23 protein-coding genes are annotated in these 24717 nt (G+C 34.1%); 13 read left to right on the top strand and 10 right to left on the bottom strand.

Annotated features, from left to right (window positions below; genetic code table 11):
* Nucleotides 1-8: 8 nt before the first annotated feature.
* Nucleotides 9-1256 (bottom strand): LCP family protein, encoded by a 1248-nt coding sequence (locus MT340_RS08875; RefSeq protein ID WP_243589630.1) that lies wholly within the window; start codon nt 1254-1256, stop codon nt 9-11.
* Nucleotides 1257-1683: 427 nt separating this feature from the next.
* Between MT340_RS08875 and MT340_RS08870 the strand changes: the two genes are divergently transcribed.
* Nucleotides 1684-2859 (top strand): serine hydrolase domain-containing protein, encoded by a 1176-nt coding sequence (locus MT340_RS08870; RefSeq protein ID WP_243589629.1) that lies wholly within the window; start codon nt 1684-1686, stop codon nt 2857-2859.
* A gap of 81 nt (nt 2860-2940) precedes the next feature.
* Here MT340_RS08870 and rihC read toward each other — a convergent pair whose 3' ends face one another.
* The 6 genes from rihC to MT340_RS08840 form a co-directional block, all read right to left on the bottom strand.
* Nucleotides 2941-3849, bottom strand: a complete 909-nt coding sequence (rihC, locus tag MT340_RS08865) for a ribonucleoside hydrolase RihC (protein WP_243589628.1) — start codon at nt 3847-3849, stop codon at nt 2941-2943.
* A 184-nt stretch (nt 3850-4033) separates the two neighbouring features.
* On the bottom strand, nt 4034-4324 hold the full coding sequence (qoxD, locus tag MT340_RS08860) for a cytochrome aa3 quinol oxidase subunit IV (protein WP_103166768.1): 291 nt from the start codon (nt 4322-4324) through the stop codon (nt 4034-4036).
* Entirely contained in the window at nt 4321-4926 is a 606-nt protein-coding gene (gene qoxC, locus MT340_RS08855; protein ID WP_243589627.1) for a cytochrome aa3 quinol oxidase subunit III, read from the bottom strand. Before qoxC ends, qoxD begins: the two co-directional genes overlap by 4 nt.
* Entirely contained in the window at nt 4916-6904 is a 1989-nt protein-coding gene (qoxB, locus tag MT340_RS08850; RefSeq protein ID WP_243589626.1) for a cytochrome aa3 quinol oxidase subunit I, read from the bottom strand. Before qoxB ends, qoxC begins: the two co-directional genes overlap by 11 nt.
* Entirely contained in the window at nt 6904-8025 is a 1122-nt protein-coding gene (gene qoxA, locus MT340_RS08845; RefSeq protein WP_243589625.1) for a cytochrome aa3 quinol oxidase subunit II, read from the bottom strand. The genes qoxB and qoxA overlap by 1 nt, the downstream gene beginning before the upstream one ends.
* A gap of 299 nt (nt 8026-8324) precedes the next feature.
* Nucleotides 8325-8642: a DUF5011 domain-containing protein gene (locus tag MT340_RS08840; protein ID WP_243589624.1), complete on the bottom strand. Its 318-nt coding sequence runs from the start codon at nt 8640-8642 to the stop codon at nt 8325-8327.
* A gap of 257 nt (nt 8643-8899) precedes the next feature.
* Here MT340_RS08840 and MT340_RS08835 point away from each other — a divergent pair, with 257 nt between their 5' ends.
* Nucleotides 8900-10045 (top strand): globin domain-containing protein, encoded by a 1146-nt coding sequence (locus MT340_RS08835; protein WP_243603770.1) that lies wholly within the window; start codon nt 8900-8902, stop codon nt 10043-10045.
* Nucleotides 10046-10137: 92 nt separating this feature from the next.
* Here MT340_RS08835 and folD read toward each other — a convergent pair whose 3' ends face one another.
* Nucleotides 10138-10995: a bifunctional methylenetetrahydrofolate dehydrogenase/methenyltetrahydrofolate cyclohydrolase FolD gene (gene folD / locus MT340_RS08830; protein ID WP_243589623.1), complete on the bottom strand. Its 858-nt coding sequence runs from the start codon at nt 10993-10995 to the stop codon at nt 10138-10140.
* A 211-nt stretch (nt 10996-11206) separates the two neighbouring features.
* On the opposite strand from folD, the gene purE reads away from it, so the two are divergent.
* The 11 genes from purE to purD are packed head-to-tail and all read left to right on the top strand — an operon-like array spanning nt 11207 to nt 22442.
* Nucleotides 11207-11689, top strand: coding sequence for a 5-(carboxyamino)imidazole ribonucleotide mutase (gene purE / locus MT340_RS08825; protein ID WP_243589622.1), 483 nt, complete (start codon nt 11207-11209; stop codon nt 11687-11689).
* On the top strand, nt 11676-12800 hold the full coding sequence (purK, locus tag MT340_RS08820) for a 5-(carboxyamino)imidazole ribonucleotide synthase (protein WP_243589621.1): 1125 nt from the start codon (nt 11676-11678) through the stop codon (nt 12798-12800). Before purE ends, purK begins: the two co-directional genes overlap by 14 nt.
* A gap of 3 nt (nt 12801-12803) precedes the next feature.
* Nucleotides 12804-13508: a phosphoribosylaminoimidazolesuccinocarboxamide synthase gene (gene purC / locus MT340_RS08815; RefSeq protein WP_243589620.1), complete on the top strand. Its 705-nt coding sequence runs from the start codon at nt 12804-12806 to the stop codon at nt 13506-13508.
* Entirely contained in the window at nt 13508-13768 is a 261-nt protein-coding gene (purS, locus tag MT340_RS08810) for a phosphoribosylformylglycinamidine synthase subunit PurS (protein ID WP_103297081.1), read from the top strand. The genes purC and purS overlap by 1 nt, the downstream gene beginning before the upstream one ends.
* Before the next feature lies 1 nt (nt 13769).
* Nucleotides 13770-14441 carry a phosphoribosylformylglycinamidine synthase subunit PurQ gene (gene purQ / locus MT340_RS08805; protein ID WP_243589619.1) on the top strand — a complete coding sequence of 224 codons (672 nt, stop codon included), beginning with the start codon at nt 13770-13772 and terminating at the stop codon, nt 14439-14441.
* Nucleotides 14434-16623, top strand: a complete 2190-nt coding sequence (gene purL, locus MT340_RS08800) for a phosphoribosylformylglycinamidine synthase subunit PurL (protein ID WP_243603769.1) — start codon at nt 14434-14436, stop codon at nt 16621-16623. The genes purQ and purL overlap by 8 nt, the downstream gene beginning before the upstream one ends.
* Complete coding sequence (gene purF / locus MT340_RS08795; RefSeq protein ID WP_243603768.1) at nt 16602-18086, top strand: amidophosphoribosyltransferase; 1485 nt, start codon at nt 16602-16604, stop codon at nt 18084-18086. Before purL ends, purF begins: the two co-directional genes overlap by 22 nt.
* Nucleotides 18079-19113, top strand: coding sequence for a phosphoribosylformylglycinamidine cyclo-ligase (gene purM, locus MT340_RS08790; RefSeq protein ID WP_243589617.1), 1035 nt, complete (start codon nt 18079-18081; stop codon nt 19111-19113). The genes purF and purM overlap by 8 nt, the downstream gene beginning before the upstream one ends.
* Nucleotides 19110-19676, top strand: coding sequence for a phosphoribosylglycinamide formyltransferase (purN, locus tag MT340_RS08785; protein WP_243589616.1), 567 nt, complete (start codon nt 19110-19112; stop codon nt 19674-19676). Before purM ends, purN begins: the two co-directional genes overlap by 4 nt.
* Before the next feature lie 15 nt (nt 19677-19691).
* A complete protein-coding gene (purH, locus tag MT340_RS08780) occupies nt 19692-21170 on the top strand; it encodes a bifunctional phosphoribosylaminoimidazolecarboxamide formyltransferase/IMP cyclohydrolase (protein WP_243589615.1) in 1479 nt (492 codons plus the stop codon).
* Nucleotides 21171-21203: 33 nt separating this feature from the next.
* On the top strand, nt 21204-22442 hold the full coding sequence (gene purD, locus MT340_RS08775; RefSeq protein WP_243589614.1) for a phosphoribosylamine--glycine ligase: 1239 nt from the start codon (nt 21204-21206) through the stop codon (nt 22440-22442).
* A gap of 57 nt (nt 22443-22499) precedes the next feature.
* Here purD and MT340_RS08770 read toward each other — a convergent pair whose 3' ends face one another.
* Both MT340_RS08770 and MT340_RS08765 read right to left on the bottom strand, forming a co-directional pair.
* Nucleotides 22500-23309 carry an energy-coupling factor transporter transmembrane component T family protein gene (locus tag MT340_RS08770; RefSeq protein ID WP_243589613.1) on the bottom strand — a complete coding sequence of 270 codons (810 nt, stop codon included), beginning with the start codon at nt 23307-23309 and terminating at the stop codon, nt 22500-22502.
* Nucleotides 23302-24705 carry an ABC transporter ATP-binding protein gene (locus MT340_RS08765; protein ID WP_243589612.1) on the bottom strand — a complete coding sequence of 468 codons (1404 nt, stop codon included), beginning with the start codon at nt 24703-24705 and terminating at the stop codon, nt 23302-23304. Before MT340_RS08765 ends, MT340_RS08770 begins: the two co-directional genes overlap by 8 nt.
* Between the last annotated feature and the right edge of the window lie 12 nt (nt 24706-24717).

Here is a 24717-nt window from a genome sequence, read left to right as displayed (position 1 = left end):
CCTTTCACTTAATATAACTGATTATTTTGATTATTGTTATCTAATTCATTTGATTGATTTGGGGTAAACGTTGTTTCTGAGTTATTATCATTTGGAGAGGTTGGATTTTCCTCATTATTATTACTCTGAGCATCACCATTAGGATTTGTATCCCCAGAATGATTATTTGATTGATTATCAGTTGATTCCTTATTTGACGTAGTGTCTTTTTGATTACTTTTCAATAAAGATTGATCAAGTGGTGTTAATGGTATTAATGAACCATAATGTTTAATAACGCGTTCATCTAAAAATTCTTTCTTATCTGTTATTTTAGATAGTCCTAAATCCGAACGCAATAAATTTGAATATTTAGCGATACTATCAACACTTGGATTATAGTAATAGATACCGTCTAAATAATCGTCTTTACCTTTTAATTGAGATTTTTTAAAATCTATGTCATCTGATAAATACATAGAAGCAAGCTTTTTAATTTCTTGAGACGTTAAATTATGTTTCGCATTTTTACCCACAATTTGAACTAATTCATCTAATTTATTATATGAATTTAAATCCTTTGCTTTTAGGAAAAGAAGTTTAATTAAATCCATTTGGCGCTCGCCACGTTTAAGATCAGAATCATGATGACGAGTTCTTGCTACAGCTAAAGCTTCATCACCATTAAGTTTTTGATAGCCTTTTTTTATTTTAATTCTGCCTGTATCATCTGTGTTAGGCTCATTTAAATCATAAGGAACATCATAATAAATGCCACCAAGCTCATTAACCGCTTGAACAAATGCATCCATATTAATTCGAACATAATAGTCAACTGGCACATTTAATGTAGCTTCGACAGAATCCATTGCAGCTACAGGTCCACCATAAGCGTGAGCATGGGTAATTTTATCATAATAGCCGACCTTAGGAATATAACTAATTGTATCACGGGGGATACTTAGTAATCTAATTTGGTGCTTTTGAGGACTAAAAGTTGAAAGAATCATTGAATCGGTTCTTGAGTGTTCTGTAGTTTGACCATTTTTTCTACGGCCTTCATTATCATCAATTCCTAGAAATAAAATTGAAACAGCATCCTTTGAAGGATCAACTTTACTCTTTCTTAAGTTTGATTCGCGTTTTGCATCATCTTTACTATAAGAAACTTTCATAGCATCTTCAGAACTATGATATAAATTAATAATAAAAATTACAGGAATCACTATAAGAACTAAAGTCAATAACATCATAAAATATTTTAAAAAACGGTTCATAACTTTCGCTCCTATACTAATTTTGAATAGTTAACACTTAAATTAATAAATATAAAATATATTTTATTTATAATGTTTGTAGTTTCTATTTAAAATAATATATTTTTACAAGAATGATTGAAGTGCTTAATTATTAATATTCTTTAACTCTCATAACCATAAATTGTATTACTCTTTGGGAGAAATTACAACTTAAATTTTTGTGAAAATATGAGTCGATAATTTAGTTGAATTTATTGAAAAGAATAAAATAATTCCCTTTATCAGACTAAAGGATGATGTTCTTTTTGGTGAATAGAGTATGATAAGTTAATGATGAATTATTTTATATCATAATATATAATATAAAATATTAAATGAATATTAGTGGTAAGGCTAACTTAAATTTAATTATAATGCTATCCATTTAATTATAAAGAGGCAATAGATGAAGACGAATAAGATTAAAATAATATTTTTTACAGTAGTATTATGTATACTAGTTTTATTAATTATCACTTTCTCAATGAAGCTAATGAGCGCTAGACATAAGGAAAGCGAATATAATAAAGAAAATGATAATAAAATGTATCTCCTAAATAGAGATAAAGATATAAAAAAAATTGAGCATTTAAAAACAGTGGAAGCTCACGATATCAATATGAAAAATATTGATACATATTTAAAAGACACTAAATTTAATGGTTCAATTACTATCCTAGATCGTGGCAAATTAGTATTAAATAAGGGTTATGGCTATCGTAATATTAAAAATGGTATTAAAAACACGCCAGATACAATGTATTTAATTGGCTCAGCACAAAAATTTACTACAGGGTTAATGTTAAAGCGATTAGAATTTCAAAATAAAATTAATATTAATGAGCCTGTCACTAAATATCTTCCATGGTTTAAAACTTCTAAGACAATTACCTTAAAAGATTTAATGTTACATAGAAGCGGTTTATATAAATTTGAAGCCTCTCCAAAGTCTAAAAGTTTGGACAGTGCTGTACATATGATCCAACGTAAAGGAATAGATAATAAGTTCTATCATAAGCACTTATATAATGATGCAAACTATTTAGTTTTAGCACAAGTTATCGAAAAGGTCACTCACAAGTCATATGTTGAAAATTATTATGAAGGACTAGCTAAGCCAAATGGGTTAGATAATAGTGCGTTCTTCAATGAAAAGCCGTATCAAAAATATATGGCTACAGGATATAAAATAATTAACAATCAATTAAAAACAATGCATCCAGATATTTTAGACCAGTACTATGGCGCAGGTAATTTGTTCATGACTACGTATGATATGGCACATTTAGTCCATAACTTGCAACAAAACAAAATACTTGATGAATCGATTACTACGCCTTTATTGCAACAAACGGGAAGTACTATCTATCCTGAATCGTATAGATATGGCTTCTATGTGGGGCAACAACGAGATCGTATAAACGGAGTGTTTTTCGGACAAATTTTTACAGTATATTTCAATCAACGTTATATAGTGGTATTAGGAACTAACATTGCAAATGCGAATAAAGTTTCAAATGAAAATAAAATTTCACATATTTATGATAGATTATTAAATCAAACATCATACTATAGCTATTAACACTAATAAACGCTGTATTGATTTAGAATGAATATAAATTATTCACTCTAACAATACAGCGTTATTTTTATGTACAAATAGTTATTTACATTTTTCAAGCATCTTTAAAAAGATTTGCTCATAATTTTTATTAAAGGTAGATGTAACTACACTACAATTAGGATAATCAGATTTAAAATTTACCACTGTAGCTCCACGTGTTAAGTTACCTTGTAACTCAATTTGTACATCAGCTTCTTTAACTTCATAATTCTCACTATCCATTAAATATAAAATTGTAAATACATCATATAATTTTAAGCCCGTTTCAAAATCATCTTCTCTGTAATGCTGAAATATATTATATAGCATTGAACTCGTTTGATTCATTTTTTTAAAAGAAGTAATAAAGTCATGAGTAAATAGAGCTTGACGAGCTAAATCTAAGCCAATCATTGTTAAAGGTAAACCACTGTTAAATACTACATGCGCAGCTTCGGGGTCACAATAAATATTAAATTCTGCAACGGGAGTCACATTGCCACGGCCGGTACTTCCACCCATTAAAATAATTTCTTTAATATAGGACTTACTCTCAGGATAAGTATTGAAAAGTAGGGCGATATTAGTCAGTGGACCTAAAGCAATAAGAGTGATAGGTTCTTTAGTATTAACTAAAATATCGTGCATCGCTTCTACTGAATGCGATGAAGAAAGCGTTTCTAAAGAAATATCTGGAAATTCAAAACCATCCATGCCACTTTCTCCATGAACATGACTTGCACTATTTATTTTATTTATTAAAGGTTTTGCCGCTCCTTTGTGAACAGGAACATTACTTCCAAAAAAAGCTTTGAGTTTCAGTGCATTTGCAGTTGTTTTGTCAATATTAACATTACCATTAACAGTAGAAATCATCTTCACATCAAAGTTAGGATGACACAGTGCTAAACTAATCGCAGCAGCATCATCTATCCCTGGGTCCGTATCTATTATAATTGGTAAAACCATTTCATTTACCTCCTAAGTGTTAGTTATCGTAATTTAAATTTTACTACTTATAAAGAGAATAGCCATTCATAAACATAAAAGAAAAGGGGAGCTGTAGATAAAATGCTTAAAAAATATGTATAAAAAAACCTGCATGAAACGAAAATGTTTCAATGCAGGTTTTTGAAGTAGGGTGCTTATTAAATTATAAGTGGTGAGAATGTCCACCTTGCATAACCCAATAAGTACCGATAACAGTTATTAAAGTAATAATAATCGCAAAGATGACTTTGAACGATTGTAAACGACCATCTTTACCTTCAGTTAAGTGCATGAACATTAATAATTGAACTGCAGCTTGAATGAAAGCAAAACCAAAGATGATAGTTGTTTTAGCTTGAAATGTCATATTTGTGTATAGTGTTACGAAAACTGCTAATAACGTTAAAACGATTGAGGCAATAAAGCCGACTGTGTGTTTTACAATTGTATTCATCCGCTATACACCATCCCTATCATATATACGGCAGTGAAGATGAAGATCCAAACAACATCTAAGAAGTGCCAATATAAACTTACGATAAATAATTTTGGAGCATTAAATTTATTTAATCCACGTGTAGCAACTTGGATTAATAAACAAATAATCCAACCAATACCTAATGATACGTGGGCACCATGAGTACCTAACAAGATGAAGAAACTTGACCAGTAAGAACTTAATTTAGGTGTTACACCTTCAGAGGCATAGTGGCTGAACTCGTAAATTTCGAATCCAACGAATACTAAACCTAAAAGTACTGTAAGAATCATCCAAAACATCATTAAGTTTTGTTTCTCTTTACGCATGTAGTAGATTGAGATACCACATGTATAAGAACTAATTAATAAGGCAAATGTCATGATTAAAACGAGTGGTAACTCGAATAATTCAGTTGTCATTTTGCCACCGTAATCGCCACCATGTTGCAACGTTAATAACGTTGCAAATAAGGTACCGAATAACGCGAATTCGGCTGTAAGGAAAATCCAGAAGCCAAGTTTATTCAATTGACCTTCATGCGTACGTGAATCAACAGTATTTGTATCATGACTCATGACTTACAGCCTCCCTTTCTTTAATACGAGCTTCTCTTAAGCGAGCTTCATTCTCAGCGACTTCAGAAGCAGGGATATGATATCCATGGTCTTGCACGAAACTTTGGTAAACCAATGTTCCTAAAATACCCACTAAGCAAATAATTGCAGGAACGACAGTATCAAAGATTAAGAAGAAACCACCGATTAACATGAATATACCCATGAAGACACCTGTATGAGTATTATTTGGCATGTGAATATCTTTGTAATTATGGTTATCTAAGAAATGACGACCATGTTCTTTCATATCAACAAATGTATCATAGTCATTCCAATCTGGAGTAACGGCGAAGTTATATTTAGGTGGAATTGCTGAAGCAGTTGACCACTCTAAAGTACGTCCTAAACCATCCCAGTTATCACCAGTTGCTTCGCGAGGTGATTTAATATGACTGTAAACGATACTTGCTACTAAGAATAGGAAGCCAACAGCCATCATTAATGCTCCGATAGTTGAAATAACATTTAGTAACCACCAACCATCTGATGGCATGTAAGTGTATAAACGACGTGGCATACCATCTAATCCAAGGATGAATTGTGGTAAGAAACATACGTTAAATCCAATCATAAATAACCAGAAGCACCAGATGTTAAGTTTTTCATTTAATTTGTAACCCATCATCTTAGGATACCAGAAGATTAAACCAGCTAGGCAGGCAAATACTACACCAGTAACCAATGTGTAATGGAAGTGGGCTACTAAGAAATAAGTGTTGTGATATTGATAGTCAGCAGATGCCATCGCTAACATTACACCTGTAACACCACCTAATAAGAAGTTAGGGATGAAGGCTAATGAGAATAGCATAGGTGACTCGAAAGTAATACGCCCTTTATACAATGTTAATAGCCAGTTGAATAACTTAACTCCGGTAGGAACACCGATTAACATTGTAGAAATTGAGAAGAATGAGTTAATTAAAGCACCATTACCCATTGTGAAGAAATGGTGAACCCAAACTAAGAAACTTAAGAATGCGATACCAGCAGTTGCCCAAACCATGCTTTGGTGTCCAAATAAACGTTTACGAGCAAATGTTGGAATGATTTCTGAATAAATACCAAATGCAGGCAAGATAACGATATAAACCTCAGGGTGCCCCCATACCCAGAAGAAGTTTGCCCATAACATTGGCATACCGCCTTCTGCTACTGTAAAGAAATGAGTTCCGAATATACGGTCAGCTGTCATTAATGCAAGAACAACTGTGAATACTGGGAACGCTAAAATTACGATTAAAGTCGTAATGAAAGTTGTTACAGTAAACATTGGCATTTGCATGAATTTCATAGTTGGAGTTTTACATCTTAATATTGTTACAAAGAAGTTGATACCAGTCATAAGAGTACCGATACCCGAGATCTGAATCGCAATTAAATAGTAGTTAACTCCAGGTCCTGGACTGAATTCGCCAGCTAAAGGCGCGTAGTTTGTCCAACCAGCTGCTGGTGATCCACCTATGATGAATGAAAGGTTGAATAAGATCATACCAACAAAGAATAACCAGAAACTGATGTTATTCATAACTGGGAATGCCACATCTCGTGCCCCAATTTGTAAAGGAACTACAACGTTCCATAAACCAAAAACGAAAGGCATAGCCATAAAGATAATCATGATTACACCGTGTGTACTGAAAATTTCGTTATAGTGGTTAGATTCTAAGAATTTGTTATCTGGAATAGTTAATTGAGTACGTAATAATAACGCGTCAATACCACCACGGACGAACATAAGTACAGCACAGATTAAGTACATTAAACCGATTTTTTTATGGTCTACGGATGTGAACCATTCATTATAAAGATATTTCCATAATTTGAAATAAGTAATTACTGCGATAAGTCCGATAACTAAGAATGGCGCACCAATTTGGGCCATTGTAATCATCCAGTTACCTTTAACGAGCAATTGATCCCATGGAAAATTCATTAATGTTCACCTCCATGATCATTGTCTTTGTGCTGAAGCTTAGACGCATTTTCGTCTTTAGCTCCTTTATTGATTTTTTCCATTTCCTCAGAGTTATGAGATTCTTCTTTTTTGAATTCATTATCATAAGGATCATTGTTGCCTAAAATCATTGGCTTCATACCATGACGCTTATAGTTAGCGTTTGTAATTTGAACCTTACGAGCTGGTTTCTGAGGTTTATCTGTAACATCTTCATATAATTTGTCTTCTGCAACGAAGTTTGGATCTTTTTGAACGTAATTATAACGTTTATAAGCATAGAAGATGTACTCTGGATCAGCTGCAGGGTCAACGAATGCCATATGCGTACCATTGAATGTTAATTCTTTATTTGGTGTGCTTGGAAGAATTTGTTTATCAAACTCATCTTGGCTAATTGTTTTCTTACCTTTAGCATCTTTTACCCAAGCATCGAAATCTTTTTGGTCTACAGAGTGAACTTTAAATGTTTGGCGAGCAAAACCTTCACCATTGAAGTTTGAGTTACGTCCTCTGAAAGTACCTGTTTGATCGGCTGTTAAAGTCCAATCCATTGTCATGCCAGTCATGGCATATTTTTGACCACCTAATTGTGGAATCCAGAAACTAGTCATCGTATCCATAGATTGAAGTTTAAATACTACTGGACGATTTTTTGGAATAGTTAATGTATTAACTGTTTCAATTTTTTGTTCTGGATAAGCAAAGAACCATTTATATCCAGCACTTACTGCATAAACCACCACTGGATCTTCTTTACTTTCAGGTGGTTTTTCATAATCGTATAACGTTTTAACTGTTGGAATAGCTAAAGCGATAACGATAATGATCGGTACCACAAACCAAATTGTTTCAATTAAAGAATTGTGGTGCATCTTACCAGATTCGTTATTTTTATTGTAGCTATATTTGAAAATAAAAACAGCGAACATAGTAAGAACAACAGCAACAATAACAAGCATGAAGATGATTGAATAGATAATCAAGAACTTCTGACTACTTGCTACTGGCCCTTTTGCATTAAATACTTCTATGTTCGAACACCCGCTAAGTAAAACAAGCGTCCCAAACATTAGAAGCAAAGACTTAAATTTTGACACTTTTTTGACCTCCTAATACTACAAATGTAGGGCTTATCATTAATATTAGTTTATTACGCAATATTTACAAGTACTTATAGAAAAAAAATTATATTTATAAATAGTAAAAAACTAATGAGAATAGAAATGACGGGGAATATAAGATTTGTTAAATTTATGTGTCTATTCTGTGAAAAATGACAAAATTAAGTCTAAAGTTGTTGTAGTTGAGAAACGTTATCATTTTCAACGTTTTCAAGGGATTTGAGCATAAAAAAAGATGAGAATTATATCTCATCTGAATTTTATAAATATGACATTTATTTGACTTCTATGTATCTAGTAGATGTCTCTTTAGCTCCATCTGAATCGATGACATGATACTGTACTTTATACTTTCCGACTTTTGATGTATCCACATGACCATCAACTGTAATTTTATGAGTTAAATCACCATCTTCTTTGTCGAAAGCACTAATTCCATTTAACAAATTATAATTTTGACCTTTTGCAATCACGATATCATTGACACCTTTAAGTTCAGGGGCATGATTAGACGTTGCTTCGGCACTTAAATTTGGGGTAACAAGAGTTGCGGAGACTCCGAGCGCTGAAAGTGACTGTATTAGTTTATTCATTACGTTAACCTCCGAAATAATAAATCGTTGTTTTGTTTATTTAAACTATACTTTATTTTCTGACATTATACATCATACTATAGTCTTAATATAGCGTATAACTTCTAAAATTAAAATAATATAAAGAAAAATATATATTAAGTTTATGTAAATTGAACATTTTGTGAAAATACTAACTTTTATTAGCTTTAACTTTTTAAAATGTATTACAATAAATTTGTAATTAGTACAATTTAAATATTACGGGAGTGATTTTAGTGTTAAATGAACAGGAAAAAGCAATTATCAAAGAAACAGTGCCTGTCTTACAAGAAAAAGGTACTGAAATAACATCGTATTTTTATAAAAGAATGTTTAATCAACATCCTGAATTAAAAAATATGTTTAACCAAACTAACCAGCAGAAGGGTTTCCAATCAACTGCGTTAGCTCAAAGTGTGTTGGCAGCGGCAGTTAATATTGAAAATCTAGCTAATATTTTGCCGGTTGTTAAAGAAATCGCTTATAAACATTGTGCTTTACAAGTTCCACCTGCAGGCTACGATATCGTAGGAGAGAACTTAATCGAAGCAATCAAAGCAGTCGTAGGCCTTGATGATGAGGATCCGATTATTCAAACTTGGAAAAAAGCATATCAAGAAATCGCTGATGTATTTATTCAAGTTGAAAAAGATATTTACAGTAAAATGTTATGGGATGGATTTAAACCATTCAAAATTGAAAAAATAGAACAACTATCATCAAATATTAAAGCATTTACAGTAACTTCAGATGAATATGATTTAAGTCGATTTATCCCTGGTAACTACATTACAGTAGATGTAAGTAGTAGCAAAATGCCTTATCGTGCAAAACGTCATTATTCTATCGTTGGTGGAGACAAAACACATTTAACATTTGCAGTTAAGAGAGATGTTACTACAGATCATGAAGGTGAAGTATCAACAATATTACATGATGAATTAAAAGAGGGCGATGACATTAATTTATCAGCGCCAGTTGGACCTTTCATGGTAGAAAATACTGAACATCCACAATTATTTATTGGAGCTGGAATTGGTGTTACACCATTAGTTTCAATGTTTAGAGAAGTCGCTGATAAAGGTAGCCAGGCTCAATTCATTCAAGTGACTGGAGATGTAAATGATACACCGTTTACTTCACTATTAAAAGATATTAGTGAAAAAGCAGAAACAGTTAATTATGAATTATATGACAGAGCGTCAAATGGATATTTAACTAAAGAATATTTAGATAAATTTATTAGTAGCGAAACAGAAGTATACGTATGTGGTGGCACTCAATTTCTTCAATCAGTTATTGAATTATTGAAAGAAATGAATATTGACCAAAGCCGTATCCACTTCGAAACATTTGTACCTAAATTAAGTGTGGCTGTTTAATAACTAAACCAAATATTAAAGGGATCATAAGCGATACAAATTCGCTTATGATCCCTTTTTTTAATAATCAATTACATTTACAATCGATAGAATTATTCAATGCCACGACGCATTTTTTCAGCTAATAAAGTATTGTTTAGTACCATAGTGATTGTTAAAGGACCAACGCCACCTGGAACAGGAGTAATTGCGCCAGCTACTTCTTTAACTTCGTCAAATTCAACGTCACCTTTTAATTTACCGTTTTCATCTGGTGTATTACCTACATCGACAATAATAGCGCCTTCTTTGACGTCATCTTTAGTTACAAGACCAGGTTTACCAACTGCACTTACGATAACATCAGCATCTTTTAAATGACTTTGCATATCTTTAGTACGTGAATGTAAAATAGTTACAGTCGCATTAGCTTGTAATAATAATTTAGAAACTGGTTGACCAACAATGTGGCTACGACCAATAACAACGGCATTTTTACCTTCTAAATCGATATCAGCATGTTTTAAGATTTCCATAATACCTAGAGGTGTACAAGGTACAAATGTTTGCTCGTCAATGTATAGTTTACCGATATTTGAAGGATGGAAGCCATCAACGTCTTTATCAGGATTAATTGATTCTAAGATTTTTTGTTCACTTACTTGTTTAGGAAGTGGAACTTGAACTAAGATACCACTTACTGAATCATCATTGTTTAAACGATCTAATTCTTTTAATACATCTTCCTCTGAAGTATCTTCGTCTAAATGAACAATTTCAGAAATCATGCCAATTTTTTCAGCAGCTTTCTTTTTAGAATTAACGTAACTTTGACTAGCGCCATCGTTTCCCACTAAGATAACAGATAATTTAGGAGTATAGCCTTTTTCTTTTAAAGCTTCTACTTGATCTTGTAATCCCTGTCTGTAGTCCTTAGAAATTTGTTTCCCATCTAAAATTTTTGCAACCACAAAAAATTCCTCCTTGTTTGTTTAACTCATAATTATAGCTTAACTTTCAAGCTCTAGTTACGTCAAATTTTTGGCAAAAGACGTAAATTAAATTAAAAATTATCGATAAAGTTCGATTTTTAATTGAAAAAGCATGTAATGATTGTTATGCTATATCTGTAATATACAACTAATCGTATCTAAATTTCAAACTTTTGAAAGGGTGTACAAAGTGAAAGTAGCAGTCATTATGGGTAGTTCCTCAGACTGGAAGATTATGCAAGAAAGTTGCGCAATGTTAGAGAAATTTGAAATTCCGTACGATAAAAAAGTAGTATCTGCACATCGTACGCCAAAGTTAATGTTCGATTTTGCAAGTCAAGCGAGAACAGATGGTTATGACATTATCATCGCTGGTGCAGGCGGAGCAGCACATTTACCTGGGATGGTAGCATCGATGACGACATTACCGGTTATTGGAGTTCCTATCGAGTCTAAAAGTTTAAAAGGTTTAGATTCATTATTATCAATAGTACAAATGCCTGGTGGTATTCCTGTTGCAACTACAGCCATTGGTACAGCTGGTGCAAAGAATGCCGGAATTTTAGCGGCGAGAATTTTAAGTATTGGTAATGAAAGTGTTCGTAAAAATTTAGAAAATTATGAACAATCACTTGTAGATAAAGTAGGTGAGATGCAAAATGAACTTCAATAAATTAAAGTTTGGTGACACGATTGGTATTATCGGCGGAGGACAGCTGGGCAAAATGATGGCACAATCTGCTCAAAAGATGGGATTTAAAGTCGTATGTTTAGATCCTAATGCCGATAGTCCATGTAGACCAGTGGCGCATGAATTTATTAATGCCGCTTATGATGATGAACAAGCATTACAAGAGTTAGGTCGAAAAACTGACGTGATTACTTATGAATTTGAAAATATTTCGGCCGACCAACTTCAACACCTAACTAAACAATTTAATATTCCTCAAGGTTATCAAGCCATTCAATTATTACAAGACAGATTAACTGAAAAACAAACATTAGAGCAAGCTGGTTCTAAAATTGTTCCATTCTTGTCTGTTCAAAGTAATGATGACCTCCAAACGGCTATAAATGAATTAGGCTATCCTTTCATTCTGAAAACACGCTTTGGTGGTTATGATGGTAAAGGACAAATACTAGTTAAAGATGAAACAAATATTGAAGAAGCTAAAGCACTTATTTCTAATCAAGAATGTGTAGCGGAACAATATTTAGATTTAGCACTTGAAGTTTCTTTAACAGTAACCATTGGTAATCAAAAGCAAATCACTTATTTCCCATTACAAGAAAACGAACACCGCAATCAAATACTATTTAAAACTATCGTGCCAGCGAGAAGCGATAAAGAACAAGAAGCAAGAGATGAAGTAAATAAAATTATTGAAGCAATACATTTCGTTGGAACATTTACGGTTGAATTCTTTATAGATAAAGATAATCACTTATTTGTAAATGAAATTGCACCACGTCCTCATAATTCCGGACATTATTCAATCGAAGCTTGTGATTATTCACAATTTGATACACATATCTTAGCAGTTACAGGACAAACACTTCCAAACTCAGTTGAAATATTGAAACCTGCCGTCATGATGAATTTGCTAGGTCGCGATTTAGACTTGCTAGAGGATAAATTTAGTGACCATCCTGAATGGCATATTCATATTTATGGCAAATCTGAACGTAAACCTGACCGTAAAATGGGCCATATGACTATTTTGACTGATGATATTGATGATACAGAAGCTAAAATGCTCAAGGAATTTGAAGGGAGAGAATAATTCATGTCTCTATTATATGAAGGTAAAGCAAAAAGAATTTTTTCTACTGACACACCGCATCAATTAAGAGTGGAATATAAAGACGAAGTTACAGCTGGAAATGGCGCGAAAAAAGACACTATGGAAGGTAAAGGGCGTTTAAATAATAAAATTACTTCAATTATCTTTGATTATTTAAATCAAAAAGGAATTAAGAGTCATTTTATTAAACAACTATCCGAGACAGAACAATTAGTCAAAGAAGTCAAAATTATTCCACTAGAAGTAGTGGTTCGTAATATCGCAACTGGTTCTATTACAAAACGTTTAGGTTTTGAAAAGGGGCATCAATTTGAAGCACCATTGGTAGAATTTTTTTACAAAAATGATGATTTAAATGATCCACTTATTACAGATGATCACGTTAAACTTCTTAATATTGCTAATGATGAAGAAATAGAAACATTAAAAACGATGGCAAAAGATATCAATCGTGTGCTAATTCAACTGATGGATGAAATGAATTTACGTTTGGTAGATTTTAAAGTTGAATTTGGCAGAACACAAGATGGCAAGATTTTATTAGCTGATGAAATTTCTCCTGATACTTGCCGTATTTGGGATAAAGATTCAGATACTAACTTTGATAAAGACGTTTACAGAAATGACACTGGTTCACTTATTGACACATACCAAACATTTTTAAATAAATTGGAGGAACTTAAATAATGAAAACGATTGAACTTCACATCACACTACAACCACAGGTATTAGATACGCAAGGACAAGCCTTAAATCGAGCAGTACATGATTTAGGGTATAAACAAGTAAATGACATTCGTGTAGGTAAAGTATTATATATGACTGTTGATGAAGCTACAGATGAAGCGGTGGATAATATTATCACAACGTTAAGTGAAAAATTATTTGCGAATACAGTTATTGAAGAATATAGCTACAAAATTGTAGATGAAAAGGAGAATGCATAAGATGAAGTTTGCAGTTCTCGTATTTCCAGGTTCAAATTGTGATAGAGACATGTACAATGCAGCAATTAAGTCAGGCGCTGAAGCAGAATATGTTGACTATCGAGAAACATCATTAGAAGGTTTTGATGGGGTACTCATTCCAGGTGGTTTCTCTTTCGGTGACTATCTTCGTTCAGGTGCAATGGCAAGCGTAGCGCCGATTATTGATGAAGTGAAACGTTTCGCTGAAGAAGGTAAACCTGTATTAGGTGTTTGCAATGGATTCCAAATTTTAACGGAAATAGGTCTATTACCTGGCGCATTACTACATAATGATTCTCATTTATTTATTAGCAGAAATGAAAAACTGAAAATTGCTAATAATCAAACTTCATTCACTAATCTTTATGGTGAAAATGAAATTGTAGTTTATCCAGTAGCACATGGTGAAGGTCATTATTATTGTACAGATGAAATGTATGAAGAATTAGTTGAAAATAATCAAATTATCTTAACTTATGAAGATAATCCAAACGGCTCTCATGAGCATATTGCGGGTATTGTTAATAAGCGAGGTAATGTATGTGGAATGATGCCACATCCAGAACGAGCACTTGAAACAATTCTTGGCACTGATAGCGGTGTGAAATTATTCGAAGCAATGGTTAATAGTTGGAGGGAACAAAATGTCTAAGTTTATCGAACCAAGTATTGAAGAAATTAAACTTGAAAAAGTCTATCAAGACATGGGTTTAAGTGATGCAGAATATGATAAAGTGTGTGAAATTTTGGGCAGAGAACCTAACTTTACTGAAGTCGGTATCTTCTCTGTAATGTGGAGTGAACATTGTTCTTACAAACACTCTAAGCCATTCTTAAAGCAATTCCCAACAACTGGTGAACATGTATTAATGGGACCAGGTGAAGGCGCTGGGGTAGTTGATATTGGTGATAATCAAGCTGTTGTATTTAAAGTAGAATCTCATAACCATCCTTCTGCAATTGAACCGTATCAAGGCGCAGCAACTGGTGTAGGCGGTATTATTAGAGACATCGTTTCTATCGGCGCTAGACCAATTAATTTATTAAATAGCTTACGTTTTGGTGAACTATCAGTAAAACAAAATCAACGCTTACTTAAAGGTGTGGTTCGTGGTATCGGTGGTTATGGTAATTGTATTGGTATTCCAACAACTGCTGGTGAAATTGAGTTTGACGATCGTTACGATGGTAACCCATTAGTTAACGCTATGTGTGTAGGTGTCATTGACCACGACATGGTTCAAAAAGGGACTGCTAAAGGTGAAGGTAACTCAGTCATTTATGTAGGTTTGAAAACAGGACGTGACGGTATTCACGGGGCTACTTTTGCATCAGAAGAGTTAACTGAAGAAAGTGAAAGTAAACGTCCATCAGTCCAAATTGGTGATCCATTTGTTGGTAAAAAGTTAATGGAAGCGACATTAGAAGCTATTACATTTGACGAATTAGTCGGTATTCAAGATATGGGTGCTGCTGGTTTAACGTCTTCTTCATCTGAAATGGCAGCGAAAGGCGGAAGCGGTTTGGAATTACACTTGGATAAAGTGCCAACTCGCGAACCTGGTATTTCACCGTATGAAATGATGCTTTCAGAAACGCAAGAGAGAATGTTATTAGTAGTTGAAAAAGGCACAGAACAAAAATTCCTAGACTTATTCGATAAACATGAACTTGATAGCGCAATCATTGGTGAAGTAACAAACACTGACCGCTTCGTTCTTAAATACGAAGATGAGGTCTATGCAGATATTCCGGTTCAATCGTTAGCTGATGAAGCGCCTGTTTACATTTTAGAAGGTGAAGAAAAAGAATATAATACATCTAAAAATGATTATAGTGCTATCGATGCTCAAGATGTATTTGAAAAACTATTAACGCACCCAACAATCGCTTCAAAACATTATCTATACGAACAATATGATCAACAAGTTGGTGCGAATACAATTATTAAACCAGGCTTACAATCTTCAGTTGTACGTGTAGAAGGCACAAATAAAGCTGTTGCTTCTACAATTGATGGTGAAGCAAGATATGTCTTTAACCAACCTTATGAAGGTGGAAAAATGGTTGTAGCAGAAGCATATCGTAACTTAATCGCTGTTGGGGCAACACCATTAGCTATAACAGATTGCTTAAACTATGGTTCACCTGAAAAGAAAGAAATCTACCAACAATTAATTGATTCTACTAAAGGGATGGCAGAAGCATGTGAAGTGCTAAAAACACCTGTCGTTTCTGGTAACGTTTCATTATATAACGAAACACGTGGTACATCTATTTTCCCAACGCCTGTAGTAGGTATGGTAGGTCTAATTGAAGATATTGATTATTTAAACGACTTCCATCCTAAAGCTGGACACAAATTATATCTTGTTGGAGAAACTAAAGACGATTTCGGCGGCAGTCAAATTGAAAAGTTATTATACGGCAAAGTTAATCACGAATTTGAAGCTATCGATTTAAGTGATGAAGTGGCAAAAGGAGAAGCGGTTAAAACAGCAATTAGAAATGGTGTCGCTTCTCATGTACAAACAGTTGGTAAAGGCGGTTTATTAATTACGTTAGCACGTATTAGTGCTTATCATAGTCTTGGTTTATCGGCTCATGTAGATCTTACAGATGCGCAGTTATTTAGTGAAACACAAGGTCGCTACGTGATTGCAGTAAAAGAAGGTCAAACACTGGATATCGACAATGCTGTTGAAATCGGTGAATTAACAGATGTAGATGAATTTAATGTTTCAAATGCTCAAACTACTATTGTAGAAAAAGTCTCAGATATCAAAGAAAATTGGGAAGGAGCCATCGAAAAATGTTTAACTACAGTGGATTAAACGAAGAGTGTGGAGTATTCGGAATATGGAATCATTCTGAAGCAGCCCAATTAACTTATATGGGACTTCATAGTTTACAACATCGTGGTCAAGAAGGTGCAGGTATTGTTGTTTCAGATGGTGAAACATTAAAAGGCGAACGTGGTTTAGGTTTATTAACTGAAGCGATTAAAGCGCCTCAAATGAAGAATCTTAAAGAAGGACATAACGCTATTGGTCATGTGCGCTATGCTACTTCTGGTAATAAAGGTATTGAAAATATTCAGCCATTCCTTTACCACTTCTACGATATGAGCGTAGCGATTTGTCACAATGGTAACTTAATTAACGCGCAAGCGCTTCGTCAGTATTTAGAAAAACATGGGGCTATTTTCCATTCATCATCTGATACTGAAGTGATCATGCATTTAATTCGTCGTAGTAAAGCACCAACTTTTGAAGAAGCTTTAAAAGAAAGTTTACGTCAAATTAAAGGTGGTTTCACTTTTGCGATTTTAACTAAAGACGCACTATATGGGGCAGTTGATCCTAATGCCATCCGTCCGCTTGTAGTCGGTAAAATGCAAGATGGAACATATATTTTAGCAAGTGAAACATGTGCGATTGATGTATTAGGTGCTGAATTTGTTCAAGATATTCACGCCGGTGAATACGTCGTAATTAACAAAGATGGTATTGAAGTAAAATCTTATACAAGTCATACGAATACTGCAATTTCAGCGATGGAATACATCTACTTTGCACGTCCGGATTCTACGATTGCTGGGAAAAATGTTCACGCTGTACGTAAAGCGTCTGGTAAAAAATTAGCTCAAGAAAGTCCAGCTAATGCTGATATGGTCATTGGTGTACCTAATTCATCACTATCAGCCGCAAGTGGGTATGCTGAAGAAAGCAACTTGCCATATGAAATGGGCTTAGTAAAAAACCAATATGTGGCACGTACATTTATTCAACCCACTCAAGAATTAAGAGAGCAAGGTGTTCGCGTAAAATTATCTGCTGTTAAAGATATTGTTGAAGGAAAAAGTATTGTCTTGGTTGATGATTCTATTGTGCGAGGAACGACAAGTAAACGCATTGTGAGAATGTTGAAAGATTCAGGTGCAAAAGAAGTTCACGTACGTATAGCCTCTCCAGAATTTATGTTCCCAAGTTTCTATGGTATTGATGTCTCAACAACGGCTGAATTGATTTCAGCTAGTAAATCACCAGAAGAAATTTGTGAATATATTGGCGCAGATTCATTAGCATATTTAAGCGTTGAGGGGTTAATTGAATCGATTGGTTTAGATTACGATGCGCCATATCACGGCTTATGTGTAGAAAGCTTCACGGGCGACTATCCGGCAGGTCTTTTCGATTACGAAGAGAATTATTATAAAAACTTGAGTCAACGTCAAAAGGATTATATTAACAATCATAAACACTACTTTGATAGAGAGGGTAATATCCATGTCTAAAGCTTATGAACAATCAGGTGTTGATATTCACGCAGGTTATGAAGCAGTTGAAAGAATGTCGAGTCACGTCCAACGTACGATGCGTAAAGAAGTGTTTGGCGGTCTAGGAGGATTTGGTGCAACATTCGACTTATCACAATTAAATATGAAAGCACCCGTTCTCGTCTCTGGCACGGATGGTGTAGGCACTAAATTAAAGCTAGCAATTGATAATGACAAACACGATACCATTGGCATCGATGCCGTAGCAATGTGCGTGAATGACATTTTAACTACAGGTGCTGAACCACTTTATTTCTTAGATTATATTGCTACAAATAAAGTGGTGCCAGAAGTGATTGAACAAATCGTTAAAGGCGTAAGTGACGGTTGTGAAGAAACTAATACCGCTTTAATCGGTGGTGAAACTGCAGAAATGGGCGAAATGTACCATGAGGGTGAATATGATCTTGCAGGTTTTGCGGTAGGTGCAGTTGAGAAAGAAGACTACATTGATGGCTCAGCGATTCAAGAAGGTCAAGCTATCATTGGTCTTGCCTCAAACGGTATTCATTCAAACGGTTATAGTTTAGTCCGTAAATTAATTAAAGAATCAGGTATTAATTTAAATGATGAATTCGATGGACGTACGTATCTAGATACGTTCTTAGCGCCCACACAGTTATATGTTAAGCCTATTCTTGCTCTGAAAAAGGCTGTCCAAATAAAAGGCATGAATCATATCACAGGTGGCGGTTTTTACGAAAACATCCCACGTGGCTTACCTAAAGGCTTAGCAGCGAAGATTGATACTCAATCATTCCCAACGCCTAAAGTATTTGAATGGTTACAACAACAGGCTCAAATTGAAACTCAAGAAATGTATAACGTATTTAATATGGGAATAGGTTATACGGTTATTGTGGATAAAGAAGAAGCTAAAAAAGCGATTGAAATATTAAATAATGAAGGCATTTCAGCATATGAAATTGGTGAAATTATTACAGATAAAGATACGCCTATCTATTTAGAGGGGGTAGAGGCGTGACTAAAGTAGCTATCTTTGCTTCTGGTTCAGGCAGTAACTTTGAAAATATCGTATTAAAAGTAGACAAAGGTGAACTTAACAACATTGAGATTACGTCATTATTTACAGACCATCACGATGCATATTGTATTGATCGTGCAAATAAGCTAAAAGTAGCGACACATATCAATGAACCTAAAAATTTTGAATCTAAATCTGCATATGAGCAACATTTGATTCAACTATTAAAACATGAAGAAGTAGAATGGATTATTCTTGCAGGTTATATGAGATTGATAGGTCCTGATTTATTAGACGCTTACGAAGGTAAAATATTAAATATCCATCCATCATTATTGCCAAAATATAAGGGGAAAGATGCTATTGGACAAGCGTTCGATAGTGGTGATAATGTGACTGGCTCAACTGTCCATTATGTTGACAGTGGCATGGATACGGGAGAAATTATTGAACAAAGACAATGTGATATTAAACCGGACGATACTAAAGAAGCATTAGAAGAACGTGTTAAACATTTAGAGTATGAACTTTATCCTAGCGTTATTGCTAAGGTCATCAAGTAAGGAGTTAAGTAAATCATGAAAAAAGCAATTTTAAGTGTTTCAAATAAAAGTGGAATTGTAGAATTTGCTAAAGCATTAAGCGACTTAGATTACGAATTATATTCAACTGGTGGTACGAAACGTGCGCTTGAAGAAGCTTCTGTGCCAGTAAAATCTGTGTCTGATTTAACTCAATTTCCTGAAATTATGGACGGACGCGTTAAAACGTTACATCCAGCGGTACATGGGGGAATTTTAGCCGACCGTGACAAACCTGAACATCTTGAGCAACTATCAGAACAACATATTGATTTAATCGATATGGTAGTCGTAAACTTATATCCTTTTCAAAAAACAGTGTCAAACCCAGATGTAACTGAAGCGGATGCCATTGAAAATATAGATATTGGCGGTCCAACAATGTTACGTGCGGCAGCGAAAAACTTTAAACACGTGACTACAATCGTGCATCCTGCAGATTATAATGAAGTGATTGAACGAGTTAAGTCTGATCGCCTAGATGAAGCGTTTCGTAAAGAATTAATGATTAAAGTATTTGCGCATACAAACGAGTATGACCATGCAATTGTAAGTTTCTTCAAGGGAGATAGCGAACAATTACGTTATGGAGAGAATCCACAACAATCAGCACGCTTTGTTCGCACATCTACAAGCAAACATACCATTGCAGGTGCTAAGCAATTACACGGTAAAGCATTAAGCTACAACAATATTAAAGATGCTGATTCAGCATTATCTTTAGTGAAGAAATTTAATGAACCAGCAGCTGTAGCAGTGAAACATATGAATCCTTGTGGCGTGGGTATAGGCAACTCAATTGAAGAGGCATTCAAAAATGCGTATGATGCGGATAATCAATCTATCTTTGGTGGCATCGTTGCTATAAACAGAACGGTAACGGCTGAACTCGCTGAAACGTTGCATGCTATCTTTTTAGAAGTAGTTATCGCACCAAGATTTACTGATGAAGCGTTAGACATTTTAACTAAAAAGAAAAATATCCGTTTATTAGAAATTGATATGACAATTGATAATAGAGAAGAGGAATTTGTATCAGTGTCAGGCGGTTACTTAGTTCAAGATAAAGATAACTATGAAGTTTCTAAAGAAGATATGAAAGTAATGACTGAAACGAAACCAACAGATGCTCAATGGGAAGCAATGTTACTTGGTTGGAAAGTGATTCCATCTGTAAAAAGTAATGCGGTTATCTTAAGTAATGCGAAACAAACGGTAGGTATCGGCGCTGGACAAATGAATCGTGTAGGCTCTGCGAAAATAGCCTTAGAACGTGCAATTGAAATCAATGATAACGTTGCGTTGATTTCTGACGGATTCTTCCCAATGGATGATACTGTGGAGCTCGCAGCTAAACATGGTATAAAAGCGATTATTCAACCTGGTGGTTCAATTAAAGACCAAGATTCAATCGATATGGCTAATAAATATGGCATTACTATGGTAATGACAGGTATGCGTCACTTTAAACACTAATAAAATATTGAAAGGGATGGAGGGACTAGTTAGATGAATGTTTTAGTTATAGGTGCAGGTGGACGTGAACACGCTTTAGTTTCTAAATTACATCAATCGCCATTGATTCAACAGTTATTTGCTATTCCAGGCAATGATGCTATGGAGCATATGGCAGAAACACATACTGAAATTGCTGAAAATGATCATAAAGCTATTTTAAAGTTTGTAAAGGAAAATAATGTTGAATGGGTAGTTATCGGTCCTGAACAACCGCTAATTGATGGTTTATCTGATCGATTGTGTCAAGCGAATGTTAAAGTGTTTGGCCCGAATAAAGAAGCAGCACAAATAGAAGGTTCAAAATTATTTGCTAAGCAATTAATGGAAAAATACAATATTCCAACTGCGGATTATAAAGAAGTGAATTCTAAAACTGAGGCGCTTGATTATGTAAATCAATGCGAGTTGCCAATTGTAGCTAAAAAAGATGGTTTGGCAGCTGGTAAAGGCGTCATTATCGCTGAAACACGTGAAGATGCGATTGAAGCGGTCAAAACCCTATATCCAGAAGAACAAGGCAAAGTTGTATTTGAGCAATTTTTAGAAGGCGAAGAATTCTCATTAATGACCTTTATCAACGGCGACTATGCAGTACCATTTGACTGTATCGCCCAAGATCATAAACGTGCTTATGATAACGATGAAGGACCAAATACTGGTGGCATGGGCGCGTATTGTCCAGTCCCTCATATTTCTGAAGATGTTCTAAAACGTACGGATAAAGAAATTGCTCAACCTATTGCGAAAGCGATGAAAGCAGAAGGGTATGAGTACTTTGGATTGCTTTATATTGGAGCAATTTTAACATCTGAAGGCCCTAAAGTCATAGAATTTAATGCGCGTTTTGGCGATCCTGAAGCCCAAGTATTATTAAGTCGTTTAGAAAGTGATTTAATGGCTCAAATCGTCGCTTTAGACCGTAAAGAACCTATCCGTTTCCAATGGCAAGATGACTATGTCGTAGGTGTGATGTTAGCATCTAAAGGCTATCCAAGTAGCTATGAGAAAGGTGCCAAAGTAACAGGATTCGAATTAAATGAAAATTATTTCGTAAGTGGTTTACGTAAAGAAGATGATGCCTTCGTTACTTCAGGAGGCAGAGTTTTATTAGCTGTTGGAAAAGGGGCAACAATTGAAGAAGCGCAAAAAGCAGCTTATAGTAACGTGGAAAAAGTAGAAAGCGATAATCTATTCTATCGTCACGACATAGGAAATAAAGCATTGAAATAATAATATTAAACAATGAGGGCGTATCACATTGTGACTGATACGCCCTCATTGTTTGCTTTAAGCTGTATATTCTGATACACGAGCATCAGTAATCCCAGTGATAGGTAAGTATTGTGAAAGGTAAAATGCAATTATTAAAATGGCTACAAAGCAAAATAAAAATAAAATATCTTTATAAGAAAAAGGTGCTTTATAATAATACGTTCTTGGACCATCTTTAAAGCCCTTAGACTCCATCGCAACAGAAAGCTGATGTGCACGACGGATATTTTGACTTAATATAGGAATTAATAAATGTTTTAGACGTTTGATTCCTCTATAATTTGAAGCATCGATCATTTGATAACGCATTTTTAACGAACGTCTCAATTGAATAAATGATGTGAAAATGAGAGGAACCATTCTGATCGCAGCCATAAATGCATAAGCAATTTTAGGTTTAACTTTTAAATGTTGCATCAAACTATAAAAAATCATAACAATTTGTGAAGTTAAGGCGATTAAAACCCCAAACATAGAAACTGTTATTGTACGTAAAGATAGGTGGATCCCTCTGACGATACTTTCAGTACTAATTTGAATAATGCCCCATTTAAAAATCATATGTGTACCATCACCGTATAAAATCATAAATAAAGAAGATAATAGTGCAAATAAAGAAGACACCAATATAAATGAACCAGTAATTTTAAATGCGGTACCATTAAATGCAAGTAAAAAAATGAACATTAATATTGTTATATAGATCATATAATCAAAATTATGTACAAAAATAACAAAGCAGAATAAAGCTACTCCAAGTAATAATTTAGTGATGATATTAACATCATCAACGAATGTATAATGTTTTTTCCAGCGTTCAAACATGACATTCACCTACCATCTCTTTAAGTCGTCCATTTTCAACATTTAATTGGCGAGTTGGATAACGATGAATGATTTCAGGATCATGTGTCACCATGATAATTGTTTGACCATTAGACACACGTTCTTGGAATAACTCTATTAATTGAAATGTATTATGACTATCTAAACCAAACGTGGGTTCATCAAGTAAAATGATGTCAGCTTTTGAACTTAAAGCAGTTGCTACACTTAAACGACGCTTTTGGCCCATTGATAATTCAAAAGGATGTTGATCTTTAACATTGTCTAAATGTAAAAGTTTTAATAACTGTTGCGTTTCGTTCTCTGCAGCTTTACGGTCTAGATGATTATAATGAATATTAATTTCGTCATACACTGAATTAGTGATAAATTGAAGTTCAGGGTTTTGATAAACTAAATACATGTGTTTAGCAGCATCTTTTATTTTTTTCAATTGTTTATCTTGATAGAACATGTGTCCTTTGTATTTAATTAATTGCAGAATAGATTCTAATAAAGAAGTCTTACCGGCTCCATTTTTACCAGTAATAGTAATCCATTCTCCTGGATAAACACTTAAGTCATCTACAGTAAACAATTCTTTTTTACCACGAATAATTTCCCCATTTTTATAATCTAATAATATTTCATTTTTATCTGGGTATAGTGCTTTTGAATTGGGGGCGTGTTCCCAGGCATGAGGGTGCCATACTCCATATTCTGAAAGCAAAGGTTCACAATTTTGAAGAATATAATGTGGGGTATTATCAGCGATAATTTCACCTTCGTAATTCATTAAAATAACACGGTCAACATATTCCCAAATATGTTCCACTTTGTGTTCTACAATAAGCACTGTTTGATCTGCCCACAAATGGATTAATTTTTTCCATAAATCTGCTGTAGCATCTACATCTAACATGGCAGTAGGTTCATCTAAAAAAAGGGTATTAGCTTCTTGTAAAATGGTTTCTACAATTGCTAATTTCTGTTTCATACCGCCACTCAAGTTATTAACGAAAGTATCTTCAGTAACCTTTAAATCTACTGAAGCAAGAGCCTCTTCAATTTGGTGATCCATTTCATGACGAGGCACTTGTTTATTTTCAAGTACAAATGCTAATTCTTCATATACCTTAGGCATACAAAATTGTGTATCTGGATCTTGAAAGATTACTCCAGAATGGGAATCAATTTCTAACTCATCATACTTCATTGGAAGTTCAATGAGATTAGGAACGATACCACTTAAAACATTAAGCAATGTGCTTTTACCAGATCCTGAGGGACCTAGTAAAAGCACTTTTTGTTTATCTTTAATTTCAATATTTAAGTTATCGAATATTTTTCGATTACCATTTGGGTATTTTAGGCGTAAATTTTTAACTCTTAACACAATAATTTCCCC

This window comes from Staphylococcus sp. NRL 16/872, assembly GCF_022815905.2.
Taxonomy (GTDB): Bacteria; Bacillota; Bacilli; order Staphylococcales; family Staphylococcaceae; genus Staphylococcus.
The sequence above is the reverse complement of the archived record's forward strand: the minus strand, read 5'-3'. Positions and strand labels throughout refer to the sequence as shown.